This is a genomic window from Arthrobacter sp. 05T423 (assembly GCF_056396245.1).
This window is the reverse complement of the sequence record NZ_JBFTLC010000003.1, coordinates 160038-176581: the sequence shown is the minus strand read 5'-3', so window position 1 is coordinate 176581 and position 16544 is coordinate 160038. Positions and strand designations below refer to the sequence as shown.

General features: G+C 66.4%; 13 protein-coding genes. All 13 read left to right on the top strand.

Going from position 1 to position 16544, the window contains the following annotated elements:
* Position 1: 1 nt before the first annotated feature.
* Positions 2-943 carry an ABC transporter permease gene (locus AC1DFE_RS04645; RefSeq protein ID WP_476904733.1) on the top strand — a complete coding sequence of 314 codons (942 nt, stop codon included), beginning with the start codon at positions 2-4 and terminating at the stop codon, positions 941-943.
* Complete coding sequence (locus AC1DFE_RS04640) at positions 940-2805, top strand: dipeptide/oligopeptide/nickel ABC transporter permease/ATP-binding protein (RefSeq protein ID WP_476904732.1); 1866 nt, start codon at positions 940-942, stop codon at positions 2803-2805. Before AC1DFE_RS04645 ends, AC1DFE_RS04640 begins: the two co-directional genes overlap by 4 nt.
* Positions 2802-3686, top strand: coding sequence for an ATP-binding cassette domain-containing protein (locus AC1DFE_RS04635; RefSeq protein ID WP_476904731.1), 885 nt, complete (start codon positions 2802-2804; stop codon positions 3684-3686). The genes AC1DFE_RS04640 and AC1DFE_RS04635 overlap by 4 nt, the downstream gene beginning before the upstream one ends.
* 28 nt (positions 3687-3714) lie before the next feature.
* Complete coding sequence (locus AC1DFE_RS04630; RefSeq protein ID WP_476904730.1) at positions 3715-4608, top strand: sugar phosphate isomerase/epimerase family protein; 894 nt, start codon at positions 3715-3717, stop codon at positions 4606-4608.
* Between the two features lie 12 nt (positions 4609-4620).
* Positions 4621-5787 carry a Gfo/Idh/MocA family protein gene (locus AC1DFE_RS04625; RefSeq protein WP_476904729.1) on the top strand — a complete coding sequence of 389 codons (1167 nt, stop codon included), beginning with the start codon at positions 4621-4623 and terminating at the stop codon, positions 5785-5787.
* A gap of 135 nt (positions 5788-5922) precedes the next feature.
* Positions 5923-6984 (top strand): LacI family DNA-binding transcriptional regulator, encoded by a 1062-nt coding sequence (locus AC1DFE_RS04620; RefSeq protein WP_476904728.1) that lies wholly within the window; start codon positions 5923-5925, stop codon positions 6982-6984.
* A 67-nt stretch (positions 6985-7051) separates the two neighbouring features.
* Positions 7052-8473, top strand: coding sequence for a glucuronate isomerase (gene uxaC / locus AC1DFE_RS04615; RefSeq protein ID WP_476904727.1), 1422 nt, complete (start codon positions 7052-7054; stop codon positions 8471-8473).
* A 32-nt stretch (positions 8474-8505) separates the two neighbouring features.
* Positions 8506-9918, top strand: a complete 1413-nt coding sequence (locus AC1DFE_RS04610; protein WP_476904770.1) for a mannitol dehydrogenase family protein — start codon at positions 8506-8508, stop codon at positions 9916-9918.
* 203 nt (positions 9919-10121) lie between these two features.
* Complete coding sequence (gene uidA, locus AC1DFE_RS04605) at positions 10122-11945, top strand: beta-glucuronidase (RefSeq protein ID WP_476904726.1); 1824 nt, start codon at positions 10122-10124, stop codon at positions 11943-11945.
* 56 nt (positions 11946-12001) lie between these two features.
* Complete coding sequence (gene uidB, locus AC1DFE_RS04600; protein WP_476904725.1) at positions 12002-13390, top strand: glucuronide transporter; 1389 nt, start codon at positions 12002-12004, stop codon at positions 13388-13390.
* Between the two features lie 32 nt (positions 13391-13422).
* On the top strand, positions 13423-14652 hold the full coding sequence (gene manD, locus AC1DFE_RS04595; protein ID WP_476904724.1) for a D-mannonate dehydratase ManD: 1230 nt from the start codon (positions 13423-13425) through the stop codon (positions 14650-14652).
* Positions 14649-15185, top strand: coding sequence for a gluconokinase (locus AC1DFE_RS04590; protein WP_476904723.1), 537 nt, complete (start codon positions 14649-14651; stop codon positions 15183-15185). The genes manD and AC1DFE_RS04590 overlap by 4 nt, the downstream gene beginning before the upstream one ends.
* 90 nt (positions 15186-15275) lie before the next feature.
* Positions 15276-16538: an FAD-dependent oxidoreductase gene (locus tag AC1DFE_RS04585; RefSeq protein ID WP_476904722.1), complete on the top strand. Its 1263-nt coding sequence runs from the start codon at positions 15276-15278 to the stop codon at positions 16536-16538.
* The last annotated feature ends 6 nt before the right edge of the window (positions 16539-16544 follow it).

Sequence of the window (16544 nt, the reverse complement as noted above, 5' to 3'; positions counted from 1 at the left end):
CATGATCAGGTTCATCGCGAAACGGCTGGGCAGCGGGTTGGTGGTGCTGTTTGTTGTCTCGGCACTCACCTTCTTCCTGCTGTACATGTCCAGCGGAAGCATCGCCCGGAACATCCTGGGCGACCAGGCCACCGCTGAACAGGTGGCGCTGAAGGAACACGAGCTGGGGCTGGACCAGCCCCTCGTGGTCCGATACTTCACCTGGCTGGCCGATGCCCTGAGCGGAAACCTCGGAGCTTCCTGGTTCACCTCGGAGCCAGTGGCCAACTCCCTGGCCACGCGGATTCCTGTGACCATGACCATGGTTTTCGCCGCTATGATCCTGATCGCCATCTGCGCGGCACTCATCGGTGTCCTCGCCGCGGTCAAGCGTGGCTGGGTGGACAGGACGGTCCAGGTCGGTGCCATCATCGGCGACTCCGTGCCCGGGTTCGTCATTGGCGTCGTCCTGGTCACCATCCTGGCCATCCAGCTGGGCCTTTTCCCGGCCACCAGCACCATCTCACCGGAATCCGGACCGGAGGCGTGGGTCTACTCCATGGCCCTTCCGGTGATCGCACTGCTGGTCAACGGCGTCACCGGCGGCGCCCAGCAGATCCGCAGCGCCGTCATCAAGCAGCTCGAGCGGGACTACGTCCGCACGTTGCGCAGCCGAGGCATCGGTGAGCGCGAGATCCTGTTCAAGCACGTGCTGCGCAGTGCTGCTCCGGCCGGCCTGACGGTGCTGAGCCTTCAGCTGATCGGCATGCTTGGAGGGGTAGTGATCATCGAGCAGATCTTTGCCCTCCCGGGCATGGGTCCGCTGGCGGTCGCCGCCACCGGCCAGTCGGACCTCCCGGTGGTGATGGGCGTCGTGATGTACACGGTTGTCGTCGTCATTGTGGTGAACCTGCTGGTAGACATTCTCAATGGTTGGCTCAACCCGAAGGTACGTGTGTCATGAGCGATTCCGTAGAAACCGCGGTTGTGGCCGCTCCCGTGCCTTCCACCCACACCGGGCAGAGCGGCACGGTGGTCCGTTCCACCGTCATCCGCCGCCTGTTCAGGAACCCCCTGGGCATCGCTGCCGTGGCGATCCTCCTGGTCATCTCCCTGCTGGCCATTCTCGCTCCGGTCCTGGCGCCTTTTGACCAGAACCACGCAAACATCGCCAAGACGCTCGCCTCGCCGGACTCCGTGAACATCCTGGGAACGGACAGCGCCGGGCGCGACGTCTGGAGCCGGCTGCTGTTCGGCGCACAGCTGACGCTGCTTTCCGCACTGCTCTGCGCCGGCGTTGCCGTCATTATCGGGTTGCCCGCCGGCCTGATCGCAGGCTACTACGCCGGTAAATTTGAGGCAGTATCCAACTGGACTGTCAGCATCCTGATGAGCCTGCCGGGCCTGATCGTGCTCCTGACGATCCGGGCGGCCTTCGGCCCCTCGGTGTGGATATCCATGATTGCCTTCGGCATCCTGATCAGCCCGTCCTACTTCCGGCTGACCCGCTCCGCCGTCCAGTCCGTTCGCAACGAGCTGTACGTTGACGCTGCCCGGGTGTCCGGGCTCTCCGACGTCAGCATCATCAGCCGCCACATCTTCTCGGTGGTCCGGGCACCCATCATCATCCAGACAGCCGCGATTGGCGGCGTAGCCATCGCCATCCAGTCCGGACTCGAGTTCCTCGGCCTGGGCGATCCCACAAAGGCAACCTGGGGCGTCATGCTTTCCGAGGGCTTCAAGAACGTCTATCTGAACCCCACCCTGCTCTTCTGGCCGGCGCTTGCCATGGCGCTGACCATGGGCGGCCTCGTACTGTTGGGCAACGCCATCCGCGATGCCCTCGAGGACGGTGAAAAGATCAAGCACCGTAAGAAGTCCGCGTTGGTGAAAGGCGCGACGGCGGCACCCGCTGCCGTGCGCCCCGTACGTGCCGCCGGCGGAAAGTCCGTTGCCGCCGTCGACGCGGGAACGGAACACCACCTCGTGAAGGTAACCAATCTCGGCGTCGGATATCCGCAGGCCGACGGTTCCGTCAAAAAGGTGGTGGACGACGTCTCCTTCCACGTTGACCGCGGCGAAATCCTCGGCATCGTGGGCGAATCCGGATCCGGAAAATCCCAGACGGCCTTCTCCATCCTCGGCCTGCTGCCGGACACCGCACGGATTGTGGGCGGCGCCATCCAGTTCGACGGCAGCTACACCGTGGCGCCGGGCGATGACCGGGTCAGCCAGGAACGCCTGTCCAAGCTGCGGGGCAAGCGGATCTCCTACATTCCGCAGGAGCCGATGAGCAACCTGGACCCGGCGTTCACCATCGGCTACCAGCTGGTCACTCCGATGGTGCGGGTCCTCAGGATCTCCAAGGAGGAGGCCCGCGTGCGAGCGCTGAAGCTGCTGGCCGACGTCGGCATCACCAACCCGGAACGGACCTTCGGCGCCTACCCGCACGAGGTGTCCGGAGGCATGGCCCAGCGGGTCCTGATTGCCGGTGCCATCAGCTGCGAACCCGACCTGGTGATCGCCGACGAGCCCACCACGGCCCTGGACGTGACCGTGCAGGCTGACGTGCTGGACCTCCTGCGGGAGCTGCAGCAGCGGCTGAACATCGGCGTCATCCTGGTGACACACAACTTTGGCGTGGTGGCGGACCTCTGCGACCGGGTAGCCGTTATGCAAAACGGCCGGCTGGTGGAGGAAGGGCCTGTCCGCAACATCCTGCGCAATCCGAAAGAGCAGTACACCCGGACCCTGCTGGCGTCCATGCTCGAAGGCAAAACCCCCATGTCCATGCTTGTATCCAGCCAGAAGGAGCCGGCCGCATGAGCACTGTGGACGCTAAGGAAATTGCACCGCTGCTGACGGTGGACAACCTGGTGGTCGAGTACCCAAGCAAGAAGTTCCGCGCCAGGCCCTTCCGTGCCCTGACGGACATCAACATCTCCATCGGCCAGGGCGAGACCCTGGGCTTGGTGGGGGAGTCCGGCTCGGGCAAGACCACCCTGGGGCGTGCTGTCCTGGGCCTGGCCCCGGTCACCGGCGGCAAGATCACCTTCGAGGGCAAGGACATCAGCCAGGCCACGCCCAGGCAGCGCCGCACGCTGAGCCGCGACCTCCAGGTGGTCTTCCAGGATCCGTACACCTCGCTGAACCCGGCGCTGGAGATCGGCGACATCCTGGCCGAGCCCCTCGGAGTGCAGGGCATGGAGCAGAAGGCAGCCAGGACACGTGTCAAGGAACTGCTGGACCAGGTGGGGCTGCCCGCGGACGCCATCCACCGCCTGCCGCGGGAGTTCAGCGGCGGCCAGCGCCAGCGCGTCGCGATCGCCCGGGCACTCGCGCTCTCGCCCAAGCTGATCGTCTGCGACGAACCGGTCAGTGCACTGGACCTGTCTACACAGGCACGTGTCCTGGACCTGTTCCTGCAGATCCAGCAGGACACCGGCGTTTCCTACCTCTTCGTCTCCCACGACCTGGACGTGGTGCGGCACATCAGCCACCGCGTGGCCGTGATGTACCACGGCGAAATCGTCGAACAGGGGCCCGCCGACGTGGTGACCCGCGGCCCCGAGCACCCCTACACCCAGCGGCTCCTGCTGGCCTCCCCGGTGCCGGATCCGGACCGGCAGGAACAGCGCCGGGCGGACCGGCACCGGCTGCTGGAAATCCAGCGGAACCAGAACGAACAGGCCGGCGTCCCCGCCTAAGAGCACCGTCAAAACTGAAAGGACCACCATGGCCAACACAGCCAGCACAGCCACCATTGGCGTACAAGCGATGATGCTGAAGGACAGCTTCAGCGAACTCGGGGCGTTCGAAACGCTCCGCAAGGTCAGCGCGATCGGCTACAACGCCGTCGAGATTTCCCAGATCCCAATGACTCCGGACAATGTGGCCGAACTGGACCGCTCACGCACCGAACTGGGCATGGACATCGCGGCTCTGTCCGTCATGCTGGAAAAGCCCCAAGGCCGGCCGGGCGATTCCCTCCGGGAAGACTTCGACAAGATCGTAGACGACGCCAAGACGCTGGGCTCCAATCTGCTGCGCATCGGCATGCTGCCCTTCCTTGCGATGAAGTCCATCGACGCCGTGGTCGACTTCGCCCGGGAAGCCAACGGGTACGCCGGGCGCCTGCAGGAGCACGGCATCGGCCTGTACTACCACAACCACCACATCGAGTTCGCGAAGTTCGACGGCAAATACATGCTGGACATCATCGCCGAGAACTCCCCGGCCATGGGCATGGAAATCGACGTCCACTGGGTGCAGCGCGGCGGACTTGACCCCGTCCGGACCCTGGCGAAGTACGCCGGACGCACCGCCATGGTGCACCTGAAGGACTACCGCATCGGCGAGTTGCCCGAATCGGCCTTCGGGCTCCTGGAATCCGGGGACGTCGCCGGCTTCATGGCCGAGTTCAAGGACGTGGTCCAGTTCGCCGAAGTGGGTGAAGGCAACCTGGACTTCCCGGCCATCATCCCGGCCGCGCAGGCCGCCGGCGCCCAGTACCTCCTGGTGGAGCAGGACCAACTGTACGGCCGCACCGTCTGGGACGCCCTGCAGACCTCCTACGACAACCTGGTGGCCATGGGCCACGGCAACCTTTTCCAGACTTCAACACGATAGGAAGAAACACCAGTGAGTAAGAAAGTACGCCTCGGCATCATCGGCCTCGGCCAGCAGGGCGGCGCCTATGCCAAATTCATCACCGACGGACTGGTTCCCAACATGGAGATCGGCGCCATCTGCGACACCGACCCCGCCAAGAAGGAACTCGCGGCCGCCCAGTACCCGGACGCGCCCTTCTACGACGACTACATCGCCATGCTGGAGAGCGGCGACGTGGACGCCGTCGTCACGTGCGTCCCGCACTTCCTCCACCCGGAAATGGGCATCGAAACGCTCAAGCGCAACATCCACGCACTCGTCGAGAAGCCTGCGGGCGTTTATACCAAGCAGGTCAAGGAACTCAACGAGTTTGCCGCCGGCAAGCCCGAGCTGTCCTTCGCCATCATGTTCAACCAGCGCAACAACCCGCTGTACCAAAAGCTCAAGGAGATCGTCAGCAACGGCGAGATCGGCGCCATCCGCCGCACCAACTGGATCATCACCAACTGGTGGCGGCCGCAGGGCTACTACAACTCCAGTGAATGGCGGGCCACCTGGGGCGGAGAGGGCGGCGGCGTCCTGGTCAACCAGGCACCACACCAGCTGGACCTGTGGCAGTGGATCTGTGGCGTGCCGAAGTCTGTCTACGCGAAGGTGGCCTACGGCTTCCGCCGCGACATCGTCGTCGAAGATGAAGTAACAGCGGTGGTGGACTACGGCGACGGCGCCACCGGCGTTTTCGTCACCGCCACGCACGACCTGACGGGGACGGACCGCTTCGAGATCCTGGGCGACCAGGGCAAGATCGTCGTCGAAGGGTCCAAGACTGCCACCGTGACCCGCTTGGTCAAACCTGAGCGCGAACTCAGCGACGGCATGGACATGGACGATGTCCGCAAGCTCTTCATGGGCGAGCTGAACCCCGAGGAGTACTACAGCACCGAAGTAGTGGAGTTCGAGTCCGCCTGGGGCGCCCAGCACTCCGGCGTCCTGGAGAACTTCGCCGCCAACATTCTGGACGGCACCCCGCTGCTGGCCCCGGGGTCCGACGGCATCAACGGCGTCCGCCTGGCCAACGCCATTCACCTTTCCAGCTGGACCGGCAGGGAAGTGGGCCTGGACTTCGACGAGGACGAGTTCCTGACAGAGCTCAACAAGCGGATTGCGGACGAAGGCAAGTTCCCCGAGCGCTCGTAATCTGGCCGCCCCGGCAACCGCTGGCCAACAATGAGGCAACTCGTGCCCAACTGACTCGCAGTTAATGTCGTTCTCAGCGCTCAAAACGACATTAACTGCGAGTCAGTTGGGCGCGTTCCTCGTTAGGATGGGGCAGTGACTGAACCCAAGACGCCGGAAGCTGCCGCACCCACAGGTCCGGCCAGGAAGCACGCCCGTGACGGCAAGTCCAGCGCCACCATCTACGACATCGCCAAGCTTGCCGGTGTTAACCCCTCCACGGTCTCGCGGGCGCTCAGCAAACCGGGGCGGGTCAGCGCCAAAACGCAGAAGCTCATTGAGGATGCCGCGGCGGAGCTGAACTACCAGGTGAATCCCTTCGCACGGGCCCTGCCTACGGGCCGCACCAACACCTTCGGGCTCATCGTCGCCGACATCACCAACCCCACGTTTTTCGACGTCATCCGCGGGGCCGAAATCACCGCCACGCAAAGGGACTACACCCTGGTTCTGGCGGAGTCCGCCGAATCAGCCGCCACCGAACTCACCGCAGCCCGCCGGATGATGACCACCGCGGACGGGCTCGTCCTCGCCAGCCCCCGCATGGACGACGACGACATCCGCGCGCTGGCCCGCGACAAGCCGGTGGTGGTCATCAACCGCGAGGTCGACGGCGTGCCCTGCGTGGTTCCCGACGTCAACAAAGGCATCAGCGAGGCGGTGCGCAGCCTGGCCGCCAACGGCCACAGGAAGGTCGCCTTCCTCGCCGGGCCGCCGCAGTCCTGGATGTCCGCCCGCCGCTGGGAGGGCGTCCAGGCAGCCTGCGAATGGTCCCGGCTCGACGCCGTCCGGCTGGAGTCCGGCAAGCCAACGGTCGACGGCGGCAGGCAGGCGGCGCGCGATGTGCGGAACAGCGGCGCCACCGCAGTACTGACCTACAACGATCTCCTGGCCATCGGACTCATGCAGGAACTCCAGGCCGCGGGTGTTGTGGTGCCGGACCAGATCAGCATTGTGGGCTTCGACGACATCTTCGGCGCCGACTTCACCACGCCGCCGCTGACCACCGTGCGCTCGCCGCTGGGGGAGTGCGGCTCAGGCGCCGCCACCCTCCTGCTCGACCTCCTCCACGGCACCGGCGAACCCGCCGGGATCCTGCGCGTCGAGACCGAGCTGGTGCTGCGCGGCTCCAGCGGAAGGCTCCTTCCCGCGCAGTAACCGAAACTGCATGGCAATTTTTGGCAACCGGTTGACAAACTGCTGACGCAAGCCGGACCATTGACGTATGTCACAGTCGATTGCCGCCAACCCAGACAGGCTCCTGCCCGCGGACCCGGGAACGCGCAGCATTGCGCGCGACCTGCTGCAGCGCGTCCAGGACCTCCCCATCATTTCCCCGCACGGGCACGTTGACGCCGCCGTTATCGAGCAGAACACACCCTTCCCGGACCCTGCGGCGCTGCTGGTCAGCCCGGACCACTACGTCACCCGCCTGATCCACGCCAGCGGCGTTCCCCTGGACCTGCTCCGGCAACCGGAAGCCACCGGGACGGGTTCCCAGTCCCCGGACTCCCGCATGGTCTGGCGCGAATTCTGCAAGGCCTGGCCGCTGTTCGAAGGCACCGCCTCCGGCTACTGGCTCCGCACCCAGTTCAGCAGCGTCTTCGGCCTTGACCACGAGATCAGCCCCGAAACCGCCGACGCCAGCTACGACGCGATCGCCGCCAAGCTGCTGGAGCCGGGCTTCAGGCCCCGCCAGCTCTTCAAGGACTTCAACATCGAGGTGCTCGCCACCACGGATGATCCCCTCGATGATCTGGCCAGCCACAAAGCCATTGCGGCAGACCCCACGTTCCACGGCCGTGTCCTGCCGACGTTCCGTCCGGATGCCTACCTGAACATCGCGCACCCCACGTGGTCCGCGAACGTGGACCGGCTCATCGCCGCAGCAGGCGACGGCGGCACAGGCTACACCGGCTACCTCACCGCCCTGGAAAACCGGCGCCGCTACTTTGTGGAGCACGGTGCGGTGTCTGCCGACCACGGAGTCCGGACCCCGGCCACGCTGAAGCTCGACACCGCCGAGGCCGCACGAGTGTTTGACCGCGCCCGTTCCGGCGAGGCCACGGCACAGGACCGCGACGCCTTCGAGGCGCACATGACGTACCAGATGGCGCGGATGTCCGTGGCGGACGGGCTGGTGATGACCATCCACCCGGGCTCGTACCGGAACCACCACGACCCAACGTTCGAGAAATTCGGCCCGGACACCGGCCACGACATCCCGTTCGCCGTCAACTACACGGAGGCGATCCGCCCGCTGCTGCAGGACTTCGGCACCGCGAAGGGTTTCCACTTGGTGCTCTTCACCTTGGACGAGACCGTGTTTTCCCGCGAACTTGCTCCGCTGGCCGGCTTCTACCCCTCCGTCTACCTCGGCGCCCCGTGGTGGTTCCTGGACGCCCCGGACGCCATGCTGCGCTTCCGTTCCGCCGTCACTGAGACCGCCGGATTCTCCCGTTCCTCGGGCTTCATCGACGACACACGCGCCTTCTGCTCCATCCCCGCCCGCCACGATGCCTCACGCCGCGTCGAGGCCTCTTTCCTGGCCCGGCTGGTTGCCGAGCACCGCGTCAGCGAGGAGCGTGCCCACGAACTCATCGTGGACACCGTCGACGGATCGCCGCGAAGGGTTTTCAAACTGTGAGCGTCGGACTGCAGCCCGAACAGGAGGCAGCCATGGACCTCCCCCGGCTCAACCGCGCCCTCCGGCCGGCCGCCAGGCCTCCGGTCCGCATCGTGCACCTGGGGCTGGGTGCCTTCCACCGCTCGCACCAGGCCTGGTACACCCACCGGGCCGGCGACGCCGCGGACTGGGGGATTGCCGCCTTCACGGGACGCCGCCCTGACGCGGCCCTCGCCCTGGCTGAACAGGACGGGCTCTTCACCCTGGTGGAACGGGCCGACGGCGGTGACTCCTTCGAGGTGGTCGGCAGCATCGTCGAGGCCGTGGATGGCGCCGACGTGCAGCGGCTGGCGGAGCTCATTGCGGCCCCGCAGACCGCTGTCGTCACCCTGACCGTCACCGAAGCTGCCTACCGGCTCGGCTCCGGCGGGCAGCTTGACCGCAGCGCGCCCGACGTCGCCGCCGACCTTGCGCTGCTGGCTTCCGGCAGCGGTAACCCGACGACGCCGCTGGGCCGCCTGGTCTTTGCCCTCGCCGCCCGCCGGGCCGCCGGCGCCGGTCCGCTCGCCGTCGTCTGCTGCGACAACCTCTCCAACAACGGCACCGTGGCACACAACGCCGTGGCGGGCATGGCCGGGGCCTGGGATCCTTCGCTCGCGGCATGGATTGACGCCACCATCAGTTTCATCAGCACCTCGGTGGACCGGATCACGCCGCGCACCACAGATGCGGACCTTGCGGCCGTCCAGGAGTCCTGCGGCTACCGCGACACCTCGCCGGTGGTGGCCGAGCCCTTCGCCAACTGGGTGCTCAGCGGGGACTTTCCCGGAGGCCGGCCACGATGGGAGGATGCCGGTGCCGTCTTCGTGGCGGACATCGAGCCCTATGAAAACCGCAAGCTGTGGCTCCTGAACGGGGCACACTCGCTGCTGGCGTACGCGGGACAGTTGCGAGGCCACACCACTGTGGCCGAGGCCCTGGCCGACCCGCCGTGCCGCGCGGCCGTGGAACGGTTCTGGGACGAGGCGGAAAGCAACCTGCACGGGCCGGAAGGAAACGGGCCGGACCTGCAGATTCCCGCCTACCGCGACGCCCTGCTGGCCCGCTTCGGCAACGCGCGCATCGCCCACCACCTGGCGCAGATCGCCATGGACGGCAGCACCAAGCTGCGGATGCGGGCGGTGCCGGTGCTGCAGGCCGAGCGTGCCGCGGGCAGGTCCGGGGCCGCAGCCGCCCTCATGATCGCCGCCTGGATGGATTTCACCGCCGCCGCCGCAGCGGTCCACGATCCACTGGCGGACAAGGTAGCCGCGGCAAACCGGCTCGCCTGCATGGAGGGAAGCAGCACAGAGCGCGTCCGTGCCCTGCTCGCCCTGGTGGACCCGGCCCTGGCCGGGGACGCCGCCGTCGTAAGCCTGGTGGAAGATCTGCGCGGAACGTTCGGGGAGCCGGCTGTCTCCCTGTAGCGCCTGCGCACAAGCGGCACTGCCCGGCCCCCGGACTCTGGGGAGCCGGGCAGTGCTGTTTCCAGGCAGCCTGCCGGGCAGCTGTTTTGTAAAAGATTCAAGGAATATTTGGCAACCGCTTGCCATTCGATTGCCAAGTGACTAGCATTACAACTAGAACCCCGCACGGCTCAGTCCGCAAAGACGCGATAGGACCCACAAAAATGCTCAAGCCCCAGGCAAACGAAACCCGCGAGCTGATCAACCTCGACGGTATCTACCGCTTCAAGGTGGATTTCGACCGCGCCGGGCACCGGCAGGAATGGTTCAAGGCCCCGCTGGCCACCAACCTGGAAATGGGTGTTCCCGCCAGCTACAACGACGTCTTCCCGGACAGGGCCATCCGCGACCACGTGGGCTATGTCTGGTATCAGCGTGAGGTACGTGTGCCGCGCGGCTGGGCAGGGGAGCGCATCCACGTTCGCCTGGACTCCGCCACGCACGAGGGCATGGTCTGGGTCAACGACATCCTCGTGGCCGAGCACACCGGCGGCTACATGCCCTTCAGCGCAGACATCACCGAGCACGTCGCGGCCGGCCAAGCGTTCCGGCTCACCATCGCCGTGAACAACGAACTCACCCAGGCCACCATCCCGCCGGGCACCATCACCGTCACGGAGGACGGCCGCAGGCAGCAAAGCTACCTCCACGATTTCTACAACTACGCCGGCCTGCACCGCAGCGTCTGGCTGTACAGCACGCCCAGCGTCACTGTGGAGGACATCACCGTGGTGACCGGCTTCGAAGGCACCGCCGGCAGGGTGGATTACCGCATCGCCACTGCGGGCGGCACCGGCGGCGAAGGCGTGTTGGTCACGCTCAGGGACGCCGACGGCGCCACGGTGGCTACCGCTGAAGGTGCCGCAGGGACCCTGGCGATTGACGGCGTCGTACTTTGGAAGCCCGGCGCCGCCTACCTGTACAGCCTGGCGGCAGAAATTTACGACGACGGCCGGCTGGCAGACACGTACACCCTGCCGGTGGGCGTCCGCACCGTCGAAGTCAGCGGCAAGGAGTTCCTCATCAACGGCGAACCGTTCTACTTCACCGGCTTCGGCATGCACGAGGACCACGTGACCGTGGGCAAGGGCCACAGCAACGCCCAGATGGTCAACGACTTCCAGCTCCTGGACTGGGTGGGCGCCAACTCGTTCCGCACCTCGCACTACCCCTACGCCGAAGAGGTCATGGAGTTCGCCGACCGGCACGGCATCGTGGTCATCGACGAGACCGCGGCCGTAGGACTGCACCTCGGATTCGGGGCCGTGTTCGGCGGCATCGCCAAACCCACGTACGTCGACGGAGGCGTGGACGCCAACACCGCCGCAAACCACCGCCAGGCCATCACCGAGCTCGTCGCCCGGGACAAGAACCATCCGTCCGTGGTGATCTGGTCCATCGCCAACGAGCCCAACGGCTCCGAGGAAGGCGCCCGCGAGTACTTCCAGCCGCTGGCGGAACTGACCCGGGAGCTGGATCCCACCCGTCCCGTGGGCTACGTCAACGTCATGTTCGACACCCCCGAGAAGGAAGTGCTGGCCGACCTCTTCGACGTGCTCATGCTCAACCGCTACTACGGCTGGTACCTCCACAACGGTGACCTCGAAACCGCCGAACAGGTCCTCGAGAAGGAACTGCGGGAATGGGAAGCCAAGTACGGCAAGCCCATGATCATGACCGAGTACGGTCCGGACACCATGCCCGGCTTCCACTCCATCTACGAACAGCCGTGGAGCGAGGAATACCAGGCCGCGTTCCTCGCCATGTACCACCGCGTTTTCGACCGCGTGGACGCCATGGTGGGGGAGCAGGTGTGGAACTTCGCGGACTTCCAGACCTCCAACGGCATCATGCGCGTGGACGGCAACAAGAAGGGTGTGTTCACCCGGGACCGCCGGCCCAAGCCCGCTGCCTTTGCCCTCCGGCAGCGCTGGACGGCGCTCGCCGGCACCAAGAACGTCAGCAGCAAAACCCTCACGAACCCCTAACGCTTTCCACATTCTTGCGCCGACCCCGGGCCGGCATCGGGTAAAGGAGCCCACTCATGAAAAAGCTGAACAAGCTCAGCATCATCGGCTACGGAGCCGGCGACGCCGCCAACAACCTCGCTTTCACCACCGCCACCATGTTCCTGCTGGTGTACTACACGGACGTCGCCGGAATCTCCGCGGCAGCGGCCGGGACCCTGCTCCTGGCCGTGCGTGTCTTCGACGCCTTCGCCGACGTTTTTGCCGGCCGGTTCGTGGACCGCTCGTACAGCAAACGGTTCGGCAAATTCCGGCCGTTCATCATGTTCGGTTCCATCCCGCTCCTGCTGCTCAGCGTGGCCACGTTCTCGGTGCCGCAGATCGGTGAATCGGGCAGCCTGCTGTACGCCTACGTCACCTACGCCGCCCTCGGCCTGGCCTACAGCCTGGTCAACATCCCTTACGGATCGCTGGCTGGCGCCATGACGCAGGATCCGGGGGACCGGGCCAAGCTCGGCTCCGCCCGCATGATCGGCGCGCTGCTGGTGGGCTCGTCCCTGGGTATCTTCGTGGCACCGCTGATCAAGCCGGGGGCCGCCGATCTGCAGGCAACGTTCACCAACCTCACGCTGGTGTTCGTGGTGATCGGCGCCGGCCTGTACTTCTTCACCGCCCTGACCGCCAAGGAGCGGGTGCACCGCGCCGTTCCCAACGTCACCTTCAAGCAGAGCATGGACACGCTCAAAGGCAACAAGCCGCTCCTGATGCTATGCCTGAGCTCCTTCTTCTTCCTCACCGGCTACCTTGCCCTGACCTCGGTGCAGCTGTACTACCTGCGCGACGTCCTGGGCAGGCTGGACCTGTACCCGGTGCTCTCCATCATCCAGCTGGTTCTGACCTTCGCGCTGTCGGCCTTCATGCCCAGGTTGGTCCGGACCGTCGGCAAGAAGCGCGTCTACATCGTCTCGTCGCTGGTCTCGGCAGCGGGCGGCGCCATCGTCTTCTTCACGCCGGCCAGCCAGGTGTGGATCGGCTTCTCCGGCCTGGTCATCAGCGTGACAGGTGTCCTCGCGGTGAGCATCGTGGTGTGGGCCCTGGAGGCCGACACCGTGGAGTACGGCGAATGGAAGACCGGCGTCCGCACGGAGGGCATCACCTACGCGCTCTTCTCCTTCACCCGTAAGACCGGCCAGGCCGTAGGCGGCGCACTCGCCGCGTATGCGCTGGCCTTGGGCGGCTACAAGTCCGGCGCCGCCCAGGCCGCGGACGCCGTGTTCGGAATCCAGGTGGCGGCCGGTGCGCTGCCCGCCGTCATGACCCTGCTGGGGGTGCTGGTCATGGCCAAGTACACGCTCACGGACGCCATGCACGCCCGGATCCTGGCGGACATCACAGCCCGCCGTGAAAGCGGCGATGCCCCCAAATCGCCCGGTGCCGCCCAGCAGCTCGCAGCGCCCACCAACTGACCTCTGACCCAGTCCATCCGAAAGGACCTGTTGTGAAAATCATTGCCGCGGAAGTCTTCGTGACAAGCCCCTCCCGTAACTTCGTGACCCTGCGGATCACCACCGAGGACGGTGTGACCGGCATCGGTGACGCCACCCTGAACGGGCGCGAGCTCGCCGTGGCCGCGTACCTGAAGGAGCACGTGGCGCAGCTGCTGATCGGGAAGGACCCGCACCGGATCGAGGACACCTGGCAGTTCCTGTACCGGTCCTCGTACTGGCGCCGCGGCCCGGTAACCATGGCGGCGATCGCCGCTGTGGACATGGCGCTGTGGGACATCAAGGGCAAGCTGGCCGGCATGCCGGTCTACCAGCTGCTCGGCGGGGCGTCCCGCAACGGACTGCGCGCCTACGGGCACGCCTCCGGTTCGGATATCCCGTCCCTGTTCGATTCGGTCCGCGAGCACCTGGAACTGGGCTACAAGTCGGTGCGGATCCAGACCGCCGTGCCCGGGATCAAGGCCGTGTACGGGGTGGCCGCGCAGGCCCAGGCCTCGGGGGAGCGGTACGACTACGAACCCGCCGGCCGCGGCACGTTCCCGGTGGAGGAGGACTGGGACACCCGCGCCTACCTGCGCCACCTGCCCACCGTGTTCGAGGCCGTCCGGAACGAGTTCGGCCCGGAACTGCCTTTGCTGCACGACGGCCACCACCGCATGACGCCCATCCAGGCTGCCAAGCTGGGCAAAGCACTCGAACCCTATGACCTGTTCTGGCTCGAGGACTGCACCCCGGCGGAAAACCAGGAAGCACTCCGGCTGGTCCGCCAGCACACCACCACCCCGCTGGCCATCGGTGAAATCTTCAACACCGTGTACGACTACCAGACCATCATCAAGGAACAGCTGATCGACTACGTCCGCGCGGCATCCACCCACTTCGGCGGCATCAGCCCGCTGAAGAAGGTCATGGACTTCGCCGCGCAGTACCAGATCAAGTCCGGCTTCCACGGCCCCACCGACATCTCCCCGGTCGGGTTCGCCGCGCAGCTGCACGTGGGCCTGGCCATCCACAACTACGGCATCCAGGAATACATGCAGCACTCGGACAAGACCAACGAGGTCTTCGAACAGTCCATGACCTTCACCGACGGCTACCTGCACCCGGGCGACAAGCCCGGCATCGGCGTCGAATTCAACGAGGAAGCCGCGGCCGCGTACCCGTACCAGCAGGCCTACCTGCCTTACAACCGCCTCGTCGACGGAACGGTCCACGACTGGTGAGCGGGTTCGCCCCGGCCGGCGGCCTCCGCGTGATCGTCATGGGCGTGTCCGGCTGCGGCAAGACCACAATCGGCGACCTCCTGGCCCGCGAGCTGGGGGTCCGGTTCCTGGACGGCGACTCGCTGCACCCGGTTGAGAATGTCACCAAGATGGCCGCCGGCACGCCGCTGACCGACGGGGACCGCTGGCCCTGGCTCGCGATCGTGGGCCGGGAACTGGCGGCCGCCGGCCCGCACGGGCTGGTCCTCGCCTGCTCGGCGCTGCGGAGCAGTTACCGGGACGCGATCCGGGAGCAGGCGCCGGACACCGTGTTCCTGCACCTGCACGGCAGCAAAGAGGTTCTGACCGCGCGGACCGAGGGACGGACCGGCCACTTCATGCCGCCCGCCCTCCTCGACTCGCAGTTGGCCACCCTCGAACCGCTGACGGCAGAAGAGGCGGGCGTGGTGGTGGACATCGCCGCACCTGTGGGCACCGTTGTCGAACAGGCGATGTCCGGTCTCGCCCGGTTCGGGGTCCGCGCAGCGAGCTAATCACAAGGCGGCAGCAGGGAGCGGCGAAGAGGCTTAAGTGTCCGCTTGCGCTCTGTTCGCATGTGGGCGGGGAGGCGTACCGTATGGCTCATGGAGAGTACAGGGTGCGCGGTGGTGGGCGGCGGGCCAGCCGGCATGATGCTGGGCCTCTTGCTGGCGCGGGCCGGCGTCGAGGTCACCGTCCTCGAAAAGCATGGAGACTTCCTCCGGGATTTCCGCGGCGACACCGTCCATGCCTCCACCATCCGGCTCATCGACGAACTCGGCCTCGGCGCCGAGTTCCGTGAGCTGCCGCAAAGCCGGCTGCGGAACGTCGCCTTCCCGACGCCCGGCGGCGGCCTGGTCACGCTGGGCAATTTCGCCGCGCTCCGGCCGCCGTACAACTACATTGCCATGATGCCCCAGTGGGACTTCCTGAACTTCCTTGCCCGCGCAGCCGAGCAGGAGCCCACGTTCACGCTCCTGATGGAGCATACGGCGACGTCCCTGATGTCCGACGGCGGCCGGGTCACCGGTGTCCGGTACCTGACCAAGGACGGCACGGAAGGTGCGCTCCGCGCGGACCTGGTGGTGGCCACTGACGGCCGGCACTCGGTGCTGCGGCAGGCGGCCGGCCTGAGATCTAAGGAATACCCGGTGCCTTTCGACACGTGGTGGTTCAAGCTCCCGCGCGCTGAATCGGAACAGGGGGAGGTAGCCGGGATTGTTCCCGCCTTCGGTGACCGCGCCGGCGTAATCGCCTTGTTCCGGGACACCTACTACCAGATGGGCTACTTTGCCCAGAAAGGCTCCGGAGCCCATATTCAGAGCGAGGGAGTGGAGCGGTTCCGGGAACGCATCGCCACGCTCCGGCCTGACCTTGCCGACCGGGTCGGTTCCATCCGGTCCCTGGACGACCTGCACTGGCTGGATGTCCGGCTGGACCGCCTGCGGCGCTGGTACGTCGACGGGCTGCTGTGCATCGGCGACGCCGCGCATGCGATGTCCCCGGCCGGCGGCGTCGGCATCAACCTGGCCATCCAGGACGCCGTGGCGGCAGCGGCCCGGCTTGCCCCTGCGTTGCTCCGCGGGAACGTCACCGTGCAGGATCTGGCGGCGGTGCAGCGGCGGCGGCTGCTGCCGACCCTGATCATCCAGTCTGTCCAGCGCTTCATGCACCGGGGCGTCTTTGTCCCGCTCTTTACCGGCAAGAGGTCCGGGGCGCCGCCGGCGGCGATGTACCTCGCCCAGCATGTGCCCGTCCTGATGCGGCTGCTGCCCCGGATGATCGCGATCGGACCCCTGCCCGAGCACGCGCCCGCCTTTGCCCGGCGCGTGGGCGCGGGGCCCGGCAAGGCAGCCGGCACCGACTAAACTGGA

Coding starts and splice junctions, on each gene's coding strand:
- uxaC (WP_476904727.1), top strand. CDS start 7,052: ATGTCACAGTCGATTGCCGCCAACCCAGACAGGCTCCTGCCCGCGGAC.
- AC1DFE_RS04640 (WP_476904732.1), top strand. CDS start 940: ATGAGCGATTCCGTAGAAACCGCGGTTGTGGCCGCTCCCGTGCCTTCC.
- AC1DFE_RS04610 (WP_476904770.1), top strand. CDS start 8,506: ATGGACCTCCCCCGGCTCAACCGCGCCCTCCGGCCGGCCGCCAGGCCT.
- uidA (WP_476904726.1), top strand. CDS start 10,122: ATGCTCAAGCCCCAGGCAAACGAAACCCGCGAGCTGATCAACCTCGAC.
- AC1DFE_RS04630 (WP_476904730.1), top strand. CDS start 3,715: ATGGCCAACACAGCCAGCACAGCCACCATTGGCGTACAAGCGATGATG.
- AC1DFE_RS04645 (WP_476904733.1), top strand. CDS start 2: ATGATCAGGTTCATCGCGAAACGGCTGGGCAGCGGGTTGGTGGTGCTG.
- AC1DFE_RS04585 (WP_476904722.1), top strand. CDS start 15,276: ATGGAGAGTACAGGGTGCGCGGTGGTGGGCGGCGGGCCAGCCGGCATG.
- uidB (WP_476904725.1), top strand. CDS start 12,002: ATGAAAAAGCTGAACAAGCTCAGCATCATCGGCTACGGAGCCGGCGAC.
- AC1DFE_RS04635 (WP_476904731.1), top strand. CDS start 2,802: ATGAGCACTGTGGACGCTAAGGAAATTGCACCGCTGCTGACGGTGGAC.